General features: G+C 46.2%; 16 protein-coding genes and 1 tRNA gene. 7 read left to right on the top strand and 10 right to left on the bottom strand.

The window, feature by feature from the left end; genetic code table 11:
• Positions 1-92 precede the first annotated feature (92 nt).
• Positions 93-165 (top strand) — tRNA-Arg (locus NDI33_RS09360).
• Positions 166-220: 55 nt separating this feature from the next.
• Here the strand turns inward: NDI33_RS09360 and NDI33_RS09365 are convergent.
• From NDI33_RS09365 to NDI33_RS09380, 4 genes are all read right to left on the bottom strand, one after another.
• A complete protein-coding gene (locus tag NDI33_RS09365) occupies positions 221-1,066 on the bottom strand; it encodes a class I SAM-dependent methyltransferase (RefSeq protein ID WP_190437325.1) in 846 nt (281 codons plus the stop codon).
• A 426-nt stretch (positions 1,067-1,492) separates the two neighbouring features.
• Positions 1,493-3,058, bottom strand: coding sequence for a circadian clock protein KaiC (gene kaiC / locus NDI33_RS09370; protein WP_190415940.1), 1,566 nt, complete (start codon positions 3,056-3,058; stop codon positions 1,493-1,495).
• 94 nt (positions 3,059-3,152) lie between these two features.
• A complete protein-coding gene (gene kaiB / locus NDI33_RS09375) occupies positions 3,153-3,467 on the bottom strand; it encodes a circadian clock protein KaiB (protein ID WP_190415941.1) in 315 nt (104 codons plus the stop codon).
• A gap of 103 nt (positions 3,468-3,570) precedes the next feature.
• Positions 3,571-4,518 carry a circadian clock protein KaiA gene (locus NDI33_RS09380; protein ID WP_190676537.1) on the bottom strand — a complete coding sequence of 316 codons (948 nt, stop codon included), beginning with the start codon at positions 4,516-4,518 and terminating at the stop codon, positions 3,571-3,573.
• Between the two features lie 371 nt (positions 4,519-4,889).
• Between NDI33_RS09380 and NDI33_RS09385 the strand changes: the two genes are divergently transcribed.
• The 3 genes from NDI33_RS09385 to NDI33_RS09395 all read left to right on the top strand — a co-directional run bounded on the left by NDI33_RS09385 (position 4,890) and on the right by NDI33_RS09395 (position 10,708).
• Positions 4,890-8,279: an ATP-binding protein gene (locus NDI33_RS09385; RefSeq protein WP_190676539.1), complete on the top strand. Its 3,390-nt coding sequence runs from the start codon at positions 4,890-4,892 to the stop codon at positions 8,277-8,279.
• Positions 8,280-8,567: 288 nt separating this feature from the next.
• On the top strand, positions 8,568-9,575 hold the full coding sequence (locus NDI33_RS09390) for a hypothetical protein (protein WP_190676541.1): 1,008 nt from the start codon (positions 8,568-8,570) through the stop codon (positions 9,573-9,575).
• A gap of 56 nt (positions 9,576-9,631) precedes the next feature.
• Positions 9,632-10,708: a hypothetical protein gene (locus NDI33_RS09395; RefSeq protein ID WP_190676543.1), complete on the top strand. Its 1,077-nt coding sequence runs from the start codon at positions 9,632-9,634 to the stop codon at positions 10,706-10,708.
• Between the two features lie 122 nt (positions 10,709-10,830).
• On the opposite strand, the gene NDI33_RS09400 is transcribed toward NDI33_RS09395, so the two are convergent.
• Genes NDI33_RS09400 through NDI33_RS09410 form a run of 3 tightly spaced genes read right to left on the bottom strand, consistent with a single transcriptional unit; the run spans position 10,831 to position 11,751 of the window.
• Entirely contained in the window at positions 10,831-11,361 is a 531-nt protein-coding gene (locus tag NDI33_RS09400) for an isochorismatase family cysteine hydrolase (RefSeq protein WP_190676545.1), read from the bottom strand.
• A 33-nt stretch (positions 11,362-11,394) separates the two neighbouring features.
• Entirely contained in the window at positions 11,395-11,601 is a 207-nt protein-coding gene (locus NDI33_RS09405; RefSeq protein ID WP_190676547.1) for a hypothetical protein, read from the bottom strand.
• Between the two features lie 27 nt (positions 11,602-11,628).
• On the bottom strand, positions 11,629-11,751 hold the full coding sequence (locus tag NDI33_RS09410; protein WP_277878406.1) for a hypothetical protein: 123 nt from the start codon (positions 11,749-11,751) through the stop codon (positions 11,629-11,631).
• Between NDI33_RS09410 and NDI33_RS09415 the strand changes: the two genes are divergently transcribed.
• Positions 11,750-12,340 carry a Crp/Fnr family transcriptional regulator gene (locus NDI33_RS09415; RefSeq protein ID WP_190415949.1) on the top strand — a complete coding sequence of 197 codons (591 nt, stop codon included), beginning with the start codon at positions 11,750-11,752 and terminating at the stop codon, positions 12,338-12,340. The genes NDI33_RS09410 and NDI33_RS09415 overlap by 2 nt on opposite strands.
• Positions 12,341-12,535: 195 nt before the next feature.
• Positions 12,536-12,727 (top strand): hypothetical protein, encoded by a 192-nt coding sequence (locus NDI33_RS09420; protein WP_199302484.1) that lies wholly within the window; start codon positions 12,536-12,538, stop codon positions 12,725-12,727.
• A gap of 23 nt (positions 12,728-12,750) precedes the next feature.
• Here NDI33_RS09420 and NDI33_RS09425 read toward each other — a convergent pair whose 3' ends face one another.
• Positions 12,751-13,767, bottom strand: a complete 1,017-nt coding sequence (locus NDI33_RS09425; protein WP_190415950.1) for a sulfate/molybdate ABC transporter ATP-binding protein — start codon at positions 13,765-13,767, stop codon at positions 12,751-12,753.
• 328 nt (positions 13,768-14,095) lie between these two features.
• Between NDI33_RS09425 and NDI33_RS09430 the strand changes: the two genes are divergently transcribed.
• Positions 14,096-14,410: a hypothetical protein gene (locus NDI33_RS09430; RefSeq protein ID WP_190415951.1), complete on the top strand. Its 315-nt coding sequence runs from the start codon at positions 14,096-14,098 to the stop codon at positions 14,408-14,410.
• Here the strand turns inward: NDI33_RS09430 and NDI33_RS09435 are convergent.
• Both NDI33_RS09435 and pstB read right to left on the bottom strand, forming a co-directional pair.
• A complete protein-coding gene (locus NDI33_RS09435) occupies positions 14,389-15,552 on the bottom strand; it encodes a sulfate ABC transporter substrate-binding protein (protein ID WP_190676549.1) in 1,164 nt (387 codons plus the stop codon). The two genes, NDI33_RS09430 and NDI33_RS09435, sit on opposite strands and share 22 nt — an antisense overlap.
• 52 nt (positions 15,553-15,604) lie before the next feature.
• Entirely contained in the window at positions 15,605-16,414 is an 810-nt protein-coding gene (gene pstB / locus NDI33_RS09440; protein WP_190676551.1) for a phosphate ABC transporter ATP-binding protein PstB, read from the bottom strand.
• Positions 16,415-16,547: the final 133 nt, after the last annotated feature.

The following is a 16,547-nucleotide window of genomic DNA, read 5'->3' on the forward strand; positions in this document are numbered from 1 at the left end:
GCCCAACCGCTGACCAATTTACCGTAAAGTAACAGCATCTGGAATGCCCGAATTGCTAAATCCCAAAAAATGTTATACTATTCAAGTTATTAGGGCATGTAGCTCAGTGGATAGAGCATCAGATTCCGGTTCTGAGGGTCGGGGGTTCGAATCCCTCCATGCTCGTTGAAAGCTCCAAAAAGAAGAGGCGCGATCGCGTCTCTTCTTTAGCCTTTAAACTTTAACCTTTCGAGTAAACGCAATAACCACTCGCCAAAATCCCTTTTAAAAATTTGGAAGGATTCACTTCCCGCTCGATATCTGGCGAAGCAGAAATATCAACTCCCCTCAGTTGTTCTGGTAGCAGGGCAGATTTATGGGGTTTTATCGTGTATTGGGGGCATTTTTGCGAGAGTTGGGAATTTTTCAGCAGCCAGTTGATTTCCCGCAACGAGTATTGCTTTAAATCGGCTAAATTGAGTCCGGATTTCCTGACTTTCCTCAAAACGTTATCCAGAATATTTGCCGGACAGTATCGGTTGTAAAATAAATCCTCAAAAATAAAGACTCCCCCTGGCTTGATGACACGAGCAATTTCTGCCAGGTTCTTGCTGAGTTGTTGTTTTTCTAGGTGAAGAAAAACACTACTTGAGATTACAAATTCTATTGAATTGTCCTCAAAGGGCAACTGACCCATTGGCATACAAATCAAAGAAAAATCCGATGAAGAGAATAAATTGTATGCCTTATGAAAGGTCAACATCCGACGCAGCATATTTTCGGAAATATCTATTCCGTAATACTGATTGCAGGTAATTTTTTTTTGTTTTGAAAGATAGGCAGCATGTCTGCCATATCCACAACCCAGATCCAAAATCGAATCAAAATGTTTGCCTGTCGGAATATTCTCCCAAATTTCTTTAGGAGTTTTTTGAGAAGGGGTAGTTTGTTCCCATTGCAGTGCAGCTTTCTCCCAGATTTGCTTCAGATTCAATCTGGAATCAGCTTCATAGTTTTTCGGGAAAAATATCTCATTGAGCAGTTGAAAATTGTTTAACTGAAGTTGAGATTTTTTTAAGGTCGGCATTTGACTCAATCTCCTCCCCTAGGCTGTGGTTGGATGAAAGCGACTATTTTGTATTCTTCAGTACCCCAGCCTTAAAGATTCGGGTAACTCCGTAAATATCCGGACTGATGTTCTTTATATTTAATCTTTCCTTCAAAAATATTGCTATGGCTGAGAGCTTATCTTTACTTAAGCTTTAAATAAAAAGAGAGCTGACCGCAGAAGTATAAAGTTTCTGTAAAGAAGACTGAAATTCTCAAGACAATAAATTCTGGATTTTCTCGTAAAATCAAGGCTTCTAGGCGATTTAACCGTTTTCAATCTGCTTCCAAATTAGGAAAAATGACCGCACTCCGGGTTGTGGGTGAGAAAATGCTTATATCCGTATATCTTCGGATATAAGCCTAAAGATAGAGTCGTTACCGATTCCAGATGCTGAAAGCAGTATTAGATTTCTGTATCGTCAGTGTTTTCCCTCATCCCTCTGACAATTCGGGAGAGTTCGCTCTTTTCATCAACCGCAATCCGAGTAGGAGAACCACTGATAATTCGTTCGTAATTCCGGAACGAATCCTTAATTTCAGCTCCTGCATCACTAATCGTGTACTCGCGGATGCCTTTTTCATGCCACGAACCCCGCATTTTAAAGACATTGATAGCGCGGGACATTTCACCGCGAATTTCCACATATTGCAGCATCAAAATCGTGTCTGTAATGGTAGAAATATGGGAATCCGTAATCGAGTGGGAACCCATAAAGTGGTCTGTGGTATTGGTAAAAAAGCCAGTGATTTCCTCTTGCTTGGCATAACCTGTAACACCAATCACAAACTGCCGGAAGGCGTTGTTGCTGACGCCTCGAGCTAATGCCGAAAGCGAATCAATGGCAATGCGAGACGGCTTGAATTCAGCAATTTCCGACTTAATCATCTGCAAGTGGTCTTCTAACCCAGCCGACTCTGGATAGGTGCAAAGGATTCTCAGCAATCCTTTTTGTTCCATCTCCTCAAAATCAATGCCCCAAGAGTAGGCGTTGCGAGACAGTTGGGCACGAGATTCTTCGTAGGCAAACAAAATGGCACGTTCGTTGTTCGTACAGGCAACTTGCAAAAATTTGCTGACTAAAAGCGTTTTGCCAGTACCCGTGGCACCCGTTGTCAGAATGATAGAATCTTTAAAAAATCCACCTCCACACATTTCGTCAAGGGTTTTGACACCCGAAGACACCCGGACATTAGAAGAACGCTGGGTAAGCCGCATCGCTCCTAGCGGGAAAATATTGATGCCATTATTGGTCATGGTGAAAGGGTATTCCCCTTTCATGTGAGTGGTGCCACGAAGTTTAAGAATTTCAATCGTGCGACGACGGCGTTCTCCTTCCAAAACGTTGCGGACAATTGCCACGTTATCGGAAACAAACTCTTCTACTCCGAACCGCGCCACCGGGCCATATTCTTCGAGCCTTTCCGTCGTCATCACCGTAGTGACGCCAATTTGTTTGAGGCGAGCTACTAAGCGAAAAATTTCTCTTCGTACCACAGAAGCAGCATCATATTGCTGAAAAACAGCGGTGACAGAATCGATAGAAACCCGCTTGGCTTTGTATTTACGAATGGCGTACTGAATCCGCTCAATTAGGGCGGAAAGGTCAAAGTTCCCGACGACTTCCTGCCCTTCCGGATCGGGTGAAGCATCCAGAATAAATAACTTTCCTTCATCAATTAAGCGTTGCAGATCCCAACCAAAACTGGAGGCATTTTTGATGATATCGGTAGGAGATTCTTCAAAGGTAACAAATACCCCAGGCTCATCAAAATAGGCAATTCCATGATAAAGAAATTGAACGGCAAATAATGTCTTGCCAGTTCCAGAAGTACCACTGAATAAGGTAGTTCTCCCTAAAGGTAAGCCTCCATGACTAATATCATCGAAGCCTTCAATCATCGTCCGGATTTTTTGTACTCCCACCGGAGCCAATTCGGCTTGTGGCTCAATCGGATTAGTTTTACTCATCGCTCTTCCGTCGCAAAAATTGGCTCTACTTGCAGAAACGGGCTAGGAAACCTACAACAGTTTAAAGTCTAAAGTCTCCAGTCCGAATTAAAGTTTATAAATCCGCTTCGGCTTCAGCAAGTTCTTCATAGAGAATATCTAGCCCTACCAAGACTTTTTCCCGATCTGAAAGATCCCCAATGATTTTGCGGACTGGAGGTGGTAATACTTTTGCTAAGGTGGGTGTGGCTAATATTTTATCTTCCTCTGCCAGTTGCGGATTTTTGAGAACATCGATCACTTTGAGAGCGTAGACACCTTGAAACTCGTGTTCGAGGATATTTTTGAGTGTTGTCAAAGCTCGTACAGAATTGCTAGTATTTCCAGCAACGTAGAGCTTGAGAACATAAGTTTTCTTTAGCGCACTCATAGCTTAGGGATTAGGGTAAGAGTTTTGGAGTGGGAAATCGGGATTGTCTAAAGTCTAAGTTTTTTTCGGAGTCTGCTTTAAATGAATCGCTTAAAGCGCAAACTCATGACTCTCTAGGAATGGAACGGCGATACATTTCGCACAAGTGAGCAATGACATCAATTAAAGTCAATCGATAGTCCAGTAAGACTTCTTCACTCCGCCCCTCTAATTTCAGTTTTTTGGAAAAATCATCCATTAATTCCATGTGAATTTCAACAATTTGAGAAACAGAGAGATCGGCAAAAAAAGCCGTTGTCACAAATTGGTCGATTATTTGATTCAGTGTACTCTCTGTGGAAAAGTAACTGAGAACAATTTTGCGGTATTCTGCTCGGAGTTGCTGTAAAAGTTCTTGCTTCTCGGTTCGGGATAGATAGCGGAAAAAAGACTGTGGATTTCGCTTATAGTACACACCCAAGTATCCTAATCGCTCCTTAAGTTTTTCAGACAGCCGTCGCTGCTGTAGCATGAGAAAATTTTGAGTATGCAACTCGGTGATGGGATCGACGGTGATGGAGCGATCTGGCAGGAGACAGGTGGGAGCAAGAGTAAGAAACTGAGCGATCGCCTGTTCAATCAACCGCGCGATCTTGTCCGCTTCGGTTGCAGCTACATAAACTTCCCCAGGGTGGTAGATGTAAGTCTCCAAGGCTTGGGTAGAATTCGGGGCGGTACGGGGGGGATTTTGCCCCTCTAGGGTGGTCGATCCCTGACTGGCTTCGTCTGCTACCCCAGATAAAATCACAACTGGCAGCAGTATGCCTTGTTCGTACAAACGATTGACGAGGGGGCGCAACGATGAGTCTTCTTGTAAAACCAAACAATCAATTTGTTGCTTGTACTGCTCAACCCAGTCAAACAACTCCGGTAAGGACGATATCTGGTTTAGAAGATAGCGATGTTCTACTGCGATCGCTTCTTTGGGGGATTCGCTGCACAATGAATCGCGTAAGGACTGTGCCAGCGACTCCGAGCGCACAAAAGTACAAATAGACAGCGGATGATGCAAAACTTTAACTATTCTAGAGTAGAAATTAAATTACTGTTTGTCTGGAGACATCGCTCAGGAGGAGGATCTCTCACCGGCATTCTTCATTAACTACTTAATATTAATTTAATCATTAATCCAATTGTTATTAATTGTAATTAGTAGGCTCAAGAAGCCCCCTCGACCGAGGCATAATTGAGCAGTACCTTGTTTTTGCTTTTTTAAAACTAGCTCTACGAAATTCAACCTTTGTCAACTCCTTTTTAAATACCTATAGGCTGTAGGCAGGGAAAAACCCAAGCGCTCTCCGCACCTACTGAGCCTCAGCGATGAATTCGAGCGGCGACGTACTGCGTGCGTTCTTGTTGCACTTTCCCCTAGCCAGGTTGGTCATGTCCATATCCACTCCCAGTTTAAAGGAATTTATCGAGCCAGTTCCCGTTTGCGAGCAAACAGTGGCATTGGTGAGGGTGCTGGAGATTTTTAGCTCTGGTAGTTGCGATCGCCTGGTGGTGGTCAGCGAACAACAACATCCACTGGGAGTCATCAATCTGCGGGCAATCATGCCTCATCTTCTAGTAACAAATTCGTTCGGCCAAGAAAGTTATTTGGTTGCTCCTTTGACGCTGGATTTACAGCAACCCCTGTGTCATCTGAATTTTCCTCTGATTGAACAGTTGACAACGTTACCGAGTCAGCTTTCTTTGAAGGAATTTAGGCGGTATTTATGCTCATACAATTCCCAAATACCGCAACATTGGGCTGTGGTCGATCCCACTCATCAATTCTTGGGTTTGTTAGATAGCCAGCGGATCTTGAAATTCATGGCAACCGCCGAAGGCAGCGAGGAATGGGGCATCGGCAGTAGTCAGAAGAGAGCTTCCCAAGCCTATACCCCAGAAGAACTCCAAGAAGACGCGATCGCCTTGCGGGAAGCAACCCCGCTCCGAGAAGCCGCCCTCCAGGCATCCGGACATCTACGCAAACCGCCCTTCCCTTGGTCAGTCGCAACAAACACAGTTCAACGCCCTGCTGCGGAGAAGCCGACAGGGGGACAAGTGGGGCAATCGCACGGCGGGCACAAAACCTTAGTGCAACTGTTGGAACAACTGCCATTGCCTTTAAGGTTGCAAACAAGTTCTGGACAAGCGATCGCCCAGAACCTAACTTGGCGTCAGCAGATTGGGGAAAGCTTTAACCCACCCGTAGTACAGCAAGAGGCACCTGCCAGATTAGATTCCTTGCCCTCGGTGTGGAGCGAGATATTCGCCGGAAGTTCTAGCGCCCAGGAAATTCAGCCTGCTCGGCGATGGGAGCCTTCAAAGCAAAGCAACCGATCCGATTTGGGTGCAGATGAAGCCTCTGTTAGCGGTGATTCTGCCAGCGTGATGTCAGCGACAGAAGCCACCCTGACTCTAAATAACCCTCTCGATAATTCCTCAGCAACCCAACCTTCTAGAACCTGGAAAAAGAGCAACGAGCGCATTTGGCAGTTTGTCAAAATTCCCCTGTGGCAGAACGGGGCTGAGTTAGAACTTCTCGAAACCTTAGGCAAAACCCCACTACAGGAGTTCCGAGGAAATTCTTATCTTCCCGCTTCTTCCTCTTCACTGAATCCTGACCCGCAATCTTCAGCACTCGGCACTGACTTATGGCTGGTGATGGCAACTGATATCACGGAACAGCAGCAGGTTGCCAAGGAACTAACGGCTAAAAATGCGGATTTGGTGCAACTCAACCGGATGAAAGATGAGTTTTTAGCCTGTATCAGCCACGAACTGAAGACTCCCCTAACTTCCGTGCTGGGTTTATCCAGCTTGCTCAAGGATCGGGTACTGGGACAGCTGAACGAGCGTCAGGAACGCTATGCAAAGCTGATTCATCAGAGTGGGCGTCAGTTGATGACGGTGGTCAACGATATTTTAGATTTGACCCGCATGGAGACGGGGCAGTTGGAACTGTCGCCAGAACCCGTGAATCTTCTGACAGTGTGCGATCGCGCCTTATCTCAAGCGAGACAACTCCAGACCTTGAAAGACCAACCGGCGACGGGGCATGAACCAGTCAGCAACGCCAAAGAGGAACTGGCTTTTACACTCAGTATCGAACCTGGATTAGAAACGATTGTGGCGGACGATTTGCGTCTGCGCCAGATGCTCACGCACCTGCTTTCCAACGCCCTCAAATTTACCGAAGCGGGCGGCGAAATTGGACTGAAAGTTAGTCGGTGGGAAGGCTGGATTGCTTTTACTGTTTGGGACACTGGCATTGGTATCCCAGAGGCAAAACAACATCTAATTTTTCAAAAATTTCAACAGCTAGAAGACCCCATGACCCGCCGCTTTGACGGGACGGGGTTGGGGCTGGTTTTAACCCAAGGTTTGGCTCGTCTGCACGGTGGGGATGTTTCCTTTATCTCCAAACCCGGTGAGGGAAGCCAGTTTACCCTGCTACTTCCTCCGATTCCCCCGACGCGCCAGGAGGAAGGAAGCCGGATGAAGGCTCAAAAAAATCGGGATGCATCCTTCACTCCCCATCGTTCATCCTTGAACCGCAATCGGTTGATTTTGATCGTTGAAGCCGCACCCCAGTACATCGACCATCTCACTCAGCAACTCACCAGTTTAGGCTATCGAGCTGCGATCGCTCGTTCCGGGACAGAAGCCCTCGAAAAAGCACGGCGATTTCAGCCACAAGCCATACTGCTCAACCCGTGCTTGCCCCTGCTTTCCGGCTGGGACGTGCTGACTCTGCTCAAATCAGACGACCAAACCTGCCACATTCCAGTCATCGTGACAGCCGCTAACGCCGAAAAAGAGCAAGCCGCCTCCAACCGAGCAGATGGCTTTTTAACGCTGCCAGTCCAGGCGGAAACTTTACGCCACAGCCTGACTTGTTTAACCAAGCCAAAGCAATGCACCAACGTCAGCCTGACGATTTTACATCTCACTTCTCTTGAGCAAGCCGCGATAGAATTTTCGCCCACCGCATTGGGACTCTCGCCAAATCACCGGGTTCTAGAAGCCGACGATCTAGAGCAGGCAGAACTTCTGGCTCGCGTTTGGCAGCCGGATGTCGTTATCCTCGATGGTGGGGGTCTAGAAGATCCGCTTGCCTATCTCCAACAACTTGCCTCACAGACGACCCTAGCTTCTCTACCTTTAGTAACGCTAGATCGCCCGACGACTGAGGCGGCAAATCAAGTGAGCAGTCTTTGTGTCTTTCCCTGTTTGGCAGGAGATGGGAACGATCACACCGCCGCCTTATTGCAGGTGATTCAGATTGCCGTCGGGATGAGCTGTAAGCCAAGCATTTTAGTCGTCGATGCGCGATCGCTGATGGATTTGTCGGCAAGCGTCAATCGCTACCCGACCACCGAAGCCTTCGACCCTCGATTGTTCGCGAAACCCCAGCGGGGCAGCTCGAAGGCATCGCCTCTGATTCACTACCTACAAAAAGCCGGGTTTAGAAGTATACTTTCGCGCTCTTGGACTGAAGTATTGCGGCAACTTCAACAGCAAAACGTTGATTTATTGCTGATCGATCTGGCAGACATGGAGCTAAATCCAGCCTTGATGGAGGCGCTGGCTTCCTTGAGACAGATGCCTTTTCTGCCGCCGATTTTGGTGCTTGAGCATCAAAATGATGGGGTCGATGAACCTACCTTAGAGTTGCCGGAAATCCTCAGCGCGATCGCTACCAAAATTCTGCGCGTGCCCACCCTATCGATGGCAGAAGTGTTAGACCAAATTCACCAAACCCTTACCCAATCAACCTACTAACTCTCATCCCCACCTCACCTTCTCGTTTCCTGGTGCAGGAGTAGGGCATTGCCGTGCCTGCTGAAATGTTGGTATGGGCGACTACCTGCTCAGGCCATCTACAGGAAGTAACTTTTTATACACCTGTCTCCCGGCGTATTTTCCCTTGACAATGCCATAATTCCTTGAGTATATTGCACTAAAAATAGAACAAATGTTCTATTTAAAGGCTGTGTTCCCGGTTAGATTGCGACACTCTGCTGTAGGAAATTTACCTACAACCGAGCAACTTTTTTATGGAGAGAAAGCATGAATAAAGTGGCATCCAAAGACAGCAAAGAACAGATTCTAGAAGCCTTCAAACAACTAATTGCAGACAAGAAAAGAATCGAGTCAAAAATCGCAACTAAGGAACAAGAAGCAGAAAAAGAAAAGAACAAAGAAGTTCTTCAAGCAGCTTCCACTTATACCATCGACCGTATTGTCAAAGGTTTAGCCGAGCTGCAATTAGAGTTTGGCAGTATTGTCTCTGGATTGTCCTCAAAATTAACAGGTGAAACTTCAAAGTTAGACGAACTCAAACGAGCGTTAGATATTGAAACGCAACATTTACAAGAACTTCAGCAAGTCAGAGTCGTCGCAGATGCGCTACACATCTTGACGCAAGAACACCAAGAAAACCTAAAATCCCTTGAACAAAAAACCGCCAGCGAACGGGAAGCACTGGAAAAACAACAGTCTACCATCCGCAAATCTTGGCAAAAAGAGCAGGAAGAATTTGAAACGACACTCCAAGAACAAAATGCTCTATTAACTGCCGAACGCCAGCGGGAAGTTGAAGAATATCAATACGATTTAGAACGTACTCGGAAAATAGAGACGGATGAGTACGAAGAAATTAAGCGGAACCTGGAACGGGAATTGCAACAATCTGAAAAAGAGAAAGAAAAACAGTGGTCAGAGCGAGAAAGTAATCTAACAAAGCGCCAAGCAGAATTTAAAGAGCATCAACAGAAAATAGAAGGATTTCCTAAAGAATTGGAGGACGCTGTTAAAAAAGCTAGGGAAGAGGCAATTAAAGACGTTCACCAAGATGCTAAAGTGCAAGCTGATTTGTATGAAAAAGAGTGGGAAGCGACTAAACAGGCGAATGAATTTAAAATTCAATCCCTAGAGCAGACAATTCAAAAACAATCGGAACAAATAGCAGAAATGACTGCCCAACTTCAAGCCGCCTTGAAGCAAGCACAAGATATTGCCATGAGAGCCTTTGAAAATTCCTCCGCTAAATTGACAGGTACCGAAAAGAGAAATTAGAAATTCGCTTCTAGCTGGCTCCATAAATAGCGGTTCTCAAAAATAGGAGATTATCAATGGCAAGAAAGCCCAACGACAAAAACACCAAGGCTGAAATCTTAGCGGCGTATGAGGAATTAAGTAAAGAGAAAGCAGCGTTAGACTCGCAACTGAAGCAACTGAATCAAAGTAACCTGCCAGCGATTAAAGATAAACAACCATTGGAATCGAGGATAACAATGAATCAGGCTGCTGCGGATCAACAAAAAATGGATCGAGTAATTGAAAGTCTAGCGAAGCTGCAATTAGGATTCGGGAGTGCTGTCAGCGAGTTGTCAGAGAAACTGACGTTAGAAGCTTCTAAGCTGCAAGAACTCAGGGGTTCTGTCGCTACAGAGGTTCAAGAATTAGAAGAACTGCATAATTTAGAAATCGCAGAAGGAATGTTGGATACGCTCATCCAACAGTATGAAGAAAGTTCCAAAACTTTTGAAGAGGAACTTAGCCAAAGACGTGAAAATTTAGAACAAGAAACACTAGAGCAAAAAAACGCTTGGTTCAAAGAGCAAGAAGAACGTAAACGCTCGATTAAGGAGCGCAATGAGACGCAAGCTAAAACAAGACAGCGGGATGCTAAAGAGTATAAGTACGATCTAGAACTCCAACGCAACATCAACCAAGACGAGTACGATCAAACCAAGAAAGGTTTGTATAAGCAACTGGAAGAATTTCAGCAAGAAAAAGAGAAACAGTGGGATGAGCGGGAGAAAGCGATCGCTGAACGAGAAAAACAATATGATGAGGCGAAAGCTAAGGTAGAAGTATTTCCTAAGGAACTGGAAGCGGCTATCAAAAAAGCCAAGGAAGAAGGCAAAGGCATTGCCCATTACCAAACCAAAATTAAGTCTGATTTGTATGCTAAAGATGTGGAAATGCAAAAGCGTTTGCACGAACAGAGAATTCAGTCGTTAGAGGAGACGATTCGCAATCAGGATGCGCGAATTCTCAGTCTCTCGAAACAACTCGATTCAGCCCTCAAGCAGGTTCAGGATCTGGCTGTTAAAGCGATTGAAGGGGCATCAAATGCTAGTTCCTATCAGTCATTGAAAGAAATCACGCTGGAGCAAGCGAAAACCCTCCAGAAAAACAAATAAGATGATTCGTTCGGTTGCATAGATTGTAGAGACGCGAAGCGGTGCTGCTTCGCGTCTCTCGCGTCTCTATAGAGGGAAAATTCTCGCGTCTTTTTACTAACCGAACTATTTATCTGCTGCTTCTACGGCGCAGCTAGCATGCCTCCTCCAAGACCCGCATCGTGCAACCTTTGGGCACCAATATTGCGGCTGAGTACCGCTAGTCCCGCCAAATGCGCTTGCAAACCGGCTGTACTGGCGCAGCAATCAGTCAGTACAAGTGGTTCAATGCCGATATCGAACAGATCCATTGCAATCTTCAACACGCACATATCGGTATCGATACCGACGACAGAAATCCGCTCAATCGAATTTTCGCGCAGGTAGTTCACCAGGTTGTCTGGCATTCCGCACAGTCCCGACTTTGAGAACACAAGTTCTGGTTTGGCAAAGGATTCGAGTTCCGAGACAAGGCTTGTTTCTGCGTCGCTATCGCAGCCGTGCCAGTTCAGAAAGCGATAGTACGGTCCGTCGGACACATTGATAAAGCGTGTAAACAGAATTGGCGCGTACTCGTGACGCTGGAGAAGGCGGACAACACGCTCCGGGATATGATGCGTGAAGTCGTTGATAAAACCAGATTGCACATCGACGATGAGTAATGGCTCGGACATCTAAACGCTTCCCTTCAACAGCCTTGCTTTCTACTATGAGCCGATTATCTCGTAACCGCCCCCTGTAGCCGCATCGTACATTAGAGCGATCGCGTCATCATCTTTTGACTGCACAGCTTTTGACTGCACAGAGTCAATCAATACAATTGCACCCAAATAATCGGGCAATTCCAGCGAGTCAAGCAATTCTTGTTCGCATACCGTGCTATCAATTGCCGCACAACTTCGGGAATGCGACAATTTTATTTTTTTTAATCCACAGTTTTCCTAGCGGAATATAGTATATTTGGGTGAAACCTCTTCAACGCATCCCCGCAACCAGCGTTCGGCAACCGTAATTGCGATCGCTCTGGATTTTCGTAGCTGTTTTAAAATTGGATGACTATCCATGACTGCTTCCCCGTTTTTATTACCTAGCTCTGCTCACCTGAAGCGACGTACATTTTCTCGGCGCTCTCTATTACCCTTAGAGCAGAATTATCTCTGGCAAATTGAGACTGGGGTAGTTCGCACCGTAACCTGGCTCGAAGACGGCACAACCATCACGCTCGGTTTATGGGGACCAGGAGATATTGTTGGCAGAGTGCTATCCAAGGCTAACCCTTATCAAATTGAATGCCTAACGCTGGTAGAGGTAAAAGTTCTGCCGGTTAGCAAGTGTCACGAAGCCACCGAGTCTATGATTCTGCATATTCAGCAATTTCAAGAATTCATAGAGATTCTGCATTGCAAATCGGTGGACGCTTCCCTCCTGCGACTGTTAACTTGGCTGGCGAAAAGGTTTGGGCGTGAAATCGAGCAAGGAAAACAGATCGATTTGCGCTTGACACACCAGGAAATTGCCGAACTCATCGGTTCTACCAGAGTCACGGTGACGCGACTGCTCAATGAATTTGAGAAGCGGGGAATTATTCAGCGCCTGCCTCATCGCTTCATTGTTCTGCAAGAGCAACAGCCATTCTGGCACTACGAAATTTAATCCGATTGACATTCTCCCCACGCCGATAAAGCGGGGGATTCTAAGAATACTTCTTAGGTGTGGAAGCAGACTGCGATCGCTCTGATGGATTTCGGCGTCATCGTGCGCCTTCGCAACTTCCACACCAAGGGAGGCACACCGTCCCAATAATGGCTGGAAATTAGGTTTACGGTTCTCCTGGTTGGTCTGGTGACGGTGTTAATTGCTCTTGGGGATTACTTTGCCATCCGCGATGCCATCGATGAGGATACCTCCGAACCGACAGACCGTTGGGTGATAGCTTTCAGCCTTGCCGTTACACTGCTGGGAGCTGGAGTGATTGATTTCGTCTTCACAGCTCCTCTCAACCCCATGAGTTGTGTTCTGAGTAAGGGCACCACCAAGTAGTAACGTTGTTGCTGTCCTATGCCTCAATTTAATGAGTATGCAGGGAACGTTTTGGCGTGTTTAGGTTTGACATAAACTAGCTGCTGGGGTTGCAGCTGCAACTGGTTCAGGCGATCGCGCGTCAGATAGGCTGTCACTTCCTGACCATCCTTAAACCTCAACTCAACTTGAACTTCCCAACCTAGATGCACAATGCGGTTGACCTTAGCTGGGGCAGCATTTTCCTCAGGCGTAGTCTCGATCGCGACATCGTGGGGACGCAAAAACACATGAGAAGTTGGCGAGTCCAACTTTGATAAGCGAAAAATACCAGCAGAACTTGGTAGAACATTCACCGGGCCAACGAAACTCATCACAAACGGGGTTGCTGGATGGTCATAAATCTCTGCGGCAGTCCCGACCTGTTCTACCCGACCTTTGTTAAACACCACAATTTGATCGGCAAGTTCCATTGCTTCTTCTTGGTCGTGGGTGACAAAAACGGTGGTGACATTCACCCGTTCGTGTAAGTGTCGCAACGAAGCTCGCAGTTCTTTACGTACTTTGGCATCCAAAGCTCCAAATGGCTCATCCAACAGCAAGACTTCGGGATCGACAGCCAAGGTTCTCGCCAAAGCCACCCGTTGCCGCTGTCCCCCAGAAAGCTGAGATGGGTAGCGATCGCCAAACCCATTAAGCTGCACCAAGTCTAAAAGTTCCTCTACCCGGTGTCGAATCCTGACTTTGGGCGCTTTGCGTAACTCTAGACTAAAGGCAATATTCTGGCGGACGGTCATGTGCTTAAACAGCGCATAGTGCTGAAACACAAAGCCGATGCCGCGCGATCGCACGCTTTGCTGAGTCACATCCCGATCGGCAATTCTGATTCTGCCGCTGTCTGGAGCCTCTAAGCCAGCAATCAGCCGCAATAAAGTGGATTTCCCCGATCCAGAAGGTCCCAAAAGCGCCACTAAAGAGCCACTTTTAATATCTAAATTCACCTCTGAAACCGCCTGGAAGGAGCCAAATCGTTTAGATACGTCTTGAATCAAAATACTCATAGCGACTCTTTCCCCATTTTCCTTAAGTACTGGTTCCCTTGATAAACAAACCGAATTAGGTTTAGATGAATACCTTGAATCTACGGTTAATCGCTCAAGTTACTGTACATTTAATACCATAAAACTAAGAACACTTCTACCTGAGGGATGAGGCTGGCTGGTTCGATGGGAAACTCCACTCGGAAAATAACTCACGAGAGCCTAGCTACGCATTGATTACAAGGCACTAAGGAGCAGAGGAAAGATTGCCATGTACAGGCGCTCTTGTCCAATTCCCAAGAGCTGTAAAATTTAGGCAATTAATCTACAGTTGATGTGTCGAGATTAAATGGTTGATGGTCAGAATCTTTCTCAAGCCATCTTTTCCAGGCTGGGTAGACAAACTCAGCTAAGTGGGATGACGAGGGGAAAAAGTAGCGATCGCGTCCTGACATCCGTACATCCCATTTTTGAAAATTTATCATCTGTAGGAGCGCCCGGATGTGCGCCTAACCACGCGAACCTGCAATCGGGAGAAGGCTGCCTAGGCAGCCTTCGTTTGTATCGCCTAGAGTTTACTCGTCAGGCGTTTTACAAAAGTGGGATGCACGCGCTGGACTCGCCCTTGTGTAATCAGCAGGCTCATATCTTGCCAGCAACCTGAATTTGGTCAAAAATTGCCCCCTCAGCAAAGAATTTCTTCTGGACATCATCCCAACCCCCCAAATCTTGAACGGTGAAGAGGGTTTTGAGTTGGGGATAATTCTGAGCTACTTCTGCTACCACGTTAGGATTAACGGGACGATATCCTAACTTCGCAAATTCTTGTTGGGCTTCAGTTGTGTAAAGAAAATCGACAAATGCTTGTGCAATTTGTCTGGTGCCGTGTTTATCTACGTTTCTGTCTACAAGAGCGACAGGGTTGTCGATCGAAATGTTAACGTCGGGTACCACAGAAGGTAGTTTCTCACCATTCTGCTGAGCCAAAATTACCTCGTCTTCGTAGTTGAGTAAGACATCTCCCTTACCTTGCTTAAAAAATATATCGCTCGCCTGACGCGCATTGTTGGTTAGCACGGGGACGTTTTTATAGACTTTGGTTGCAAACTCCCGGGCTTGAGCTTCATCGCCCCCTTTTTGAGTCACAGAACCCCACAAAGCCAGGAAATTCCAAATAGCAATACCAGATGTTTTGGGGTTAGCGGTAATGATACTCAGACCATCTTTTGTCAAGTCTTCCCAAGTGTTGATGCCTCTCGGGTTGCCAGGGCGGGTAACAATAGCGACGACGGAACGGGTAACAATGCCACCTCTGGGAGATTTTCTTTCCCAACCGGGTTCAATTAAACCGGCTTCCTCAATTTTATGGGTGTCAAGGGCAAGTGAGAGATGGACGATATCTGCTTCTTGCGAGCCATCAATGACAGCACGAGCTTGGGAACCAGATCCGCCATAACTCTGCTCGATAGTGACGTTTTGATTATGTTCTTTTTGCCACTTTTCTACAAATTTCGGTACGATCTTCTCGTAAGCTGCTTGAGTAACCGAATAGGAGACAAGGGATAATTTTACGTCTCCACCCTTAGAAGCTGAGTTAGCGTTGCTGCCACAAGCAGCGATCGCCATGCTCAAGCCAACTCCTACCAAAAACACGGATACAAAGCGCCATAGAGAACGTCCCTTCCACCAACTTCTTATCGGTTGTTGGCACCATTGTCCAATAGCTTGCAAAGCATTAACAAGATAATGCTGAACTTGCGCGAGCGCCTGCATCCCTTGCTTGGGAGTATATTGCCACTTGCTCATCAAAATCCTCACTAAGACTTGCTGCAATAACGGGCATTTTTACTGTCATGACTCAACCAAACTTACCGCTGATGTAAGCCTTAGCTTCTTGAGTACGAGGAGAATCAAAAATTTCTTCGGTAGGACTGAACTCGACTAATTTTCCTCTCCGCTTGCCACTCGCATCTGTTTCTGTATTGAAAAAGCCAGTTAAATCTGAGATTCGCGAGGCTTGCTGCATATTGTGAGTCACCATAATCATGGTGTAGTGTTCTTTAAGTTCGCGACAAAGTTCTTCAACCTGCTGAGTTGAAATTGGGTCGAGAGCAGAACAGGGTTCATCCATCAATAAAACATCTGGCTTCATGGCGATCGCTCGTGCAATGCACAGCCGCTGCTGCTGTCCTCCAGATAAAGCTGTACCCTTTTCTTTTAACTTGTCTTTCACCTCATCCCAAAGCGCAGCTCGTCGCAGCGATTGCTCTACCAGTTCATCCATATTTCCCTTATAACCATTGGCACGAGGGCCAAAGGCTATATTTTCGTAAATTGACTTTGGAAAAGGGTTCGGTCTCTGGAATACCATTCCCACTTGACGGCGGATTTTTACCGGATTAATCTTGCCATCATAAATGTTTTTACCCTGGTAATTAATCTGGCCTTCTACCCTTGCTCCAGGTATTAGATCGTTCATCCGGTTGAAGCATCGCAAGAAGGTGCTTTTTCCACATCCTGAAGGGCCAATAAAGGCGACGATTTTTCTTTCAGGAATTTCCATATCGACTTCCTGAAGCGCCAGAAAATCACCGTAGTAAACTTTAACACCTTGGGCGTTAAGAACTGGGCTAGTTTGCGTGCTTTGAATTTTTTTTGGTGAGCGCATATTGTGTAGTTTCCAGTATTTATTACATTCAAGCTTTGAACGTTGAGTTTTGAGTTTACGCCACGAAATAATTACGAGGCATATGAGCCATTTTTTAAATTAAAGCTAAAAACTCATAACTTTAATTGAAACC

It is taken from the genome of Trichocoleus sp. DQ-A1 (assembly GCF_039961955.1).
Taxonomy (GTDB): Bacteria; Cyanobacteriota; Cyanobacteriia; order Cyanobacteriales; family FACHB-T130; genus FACHB-T130.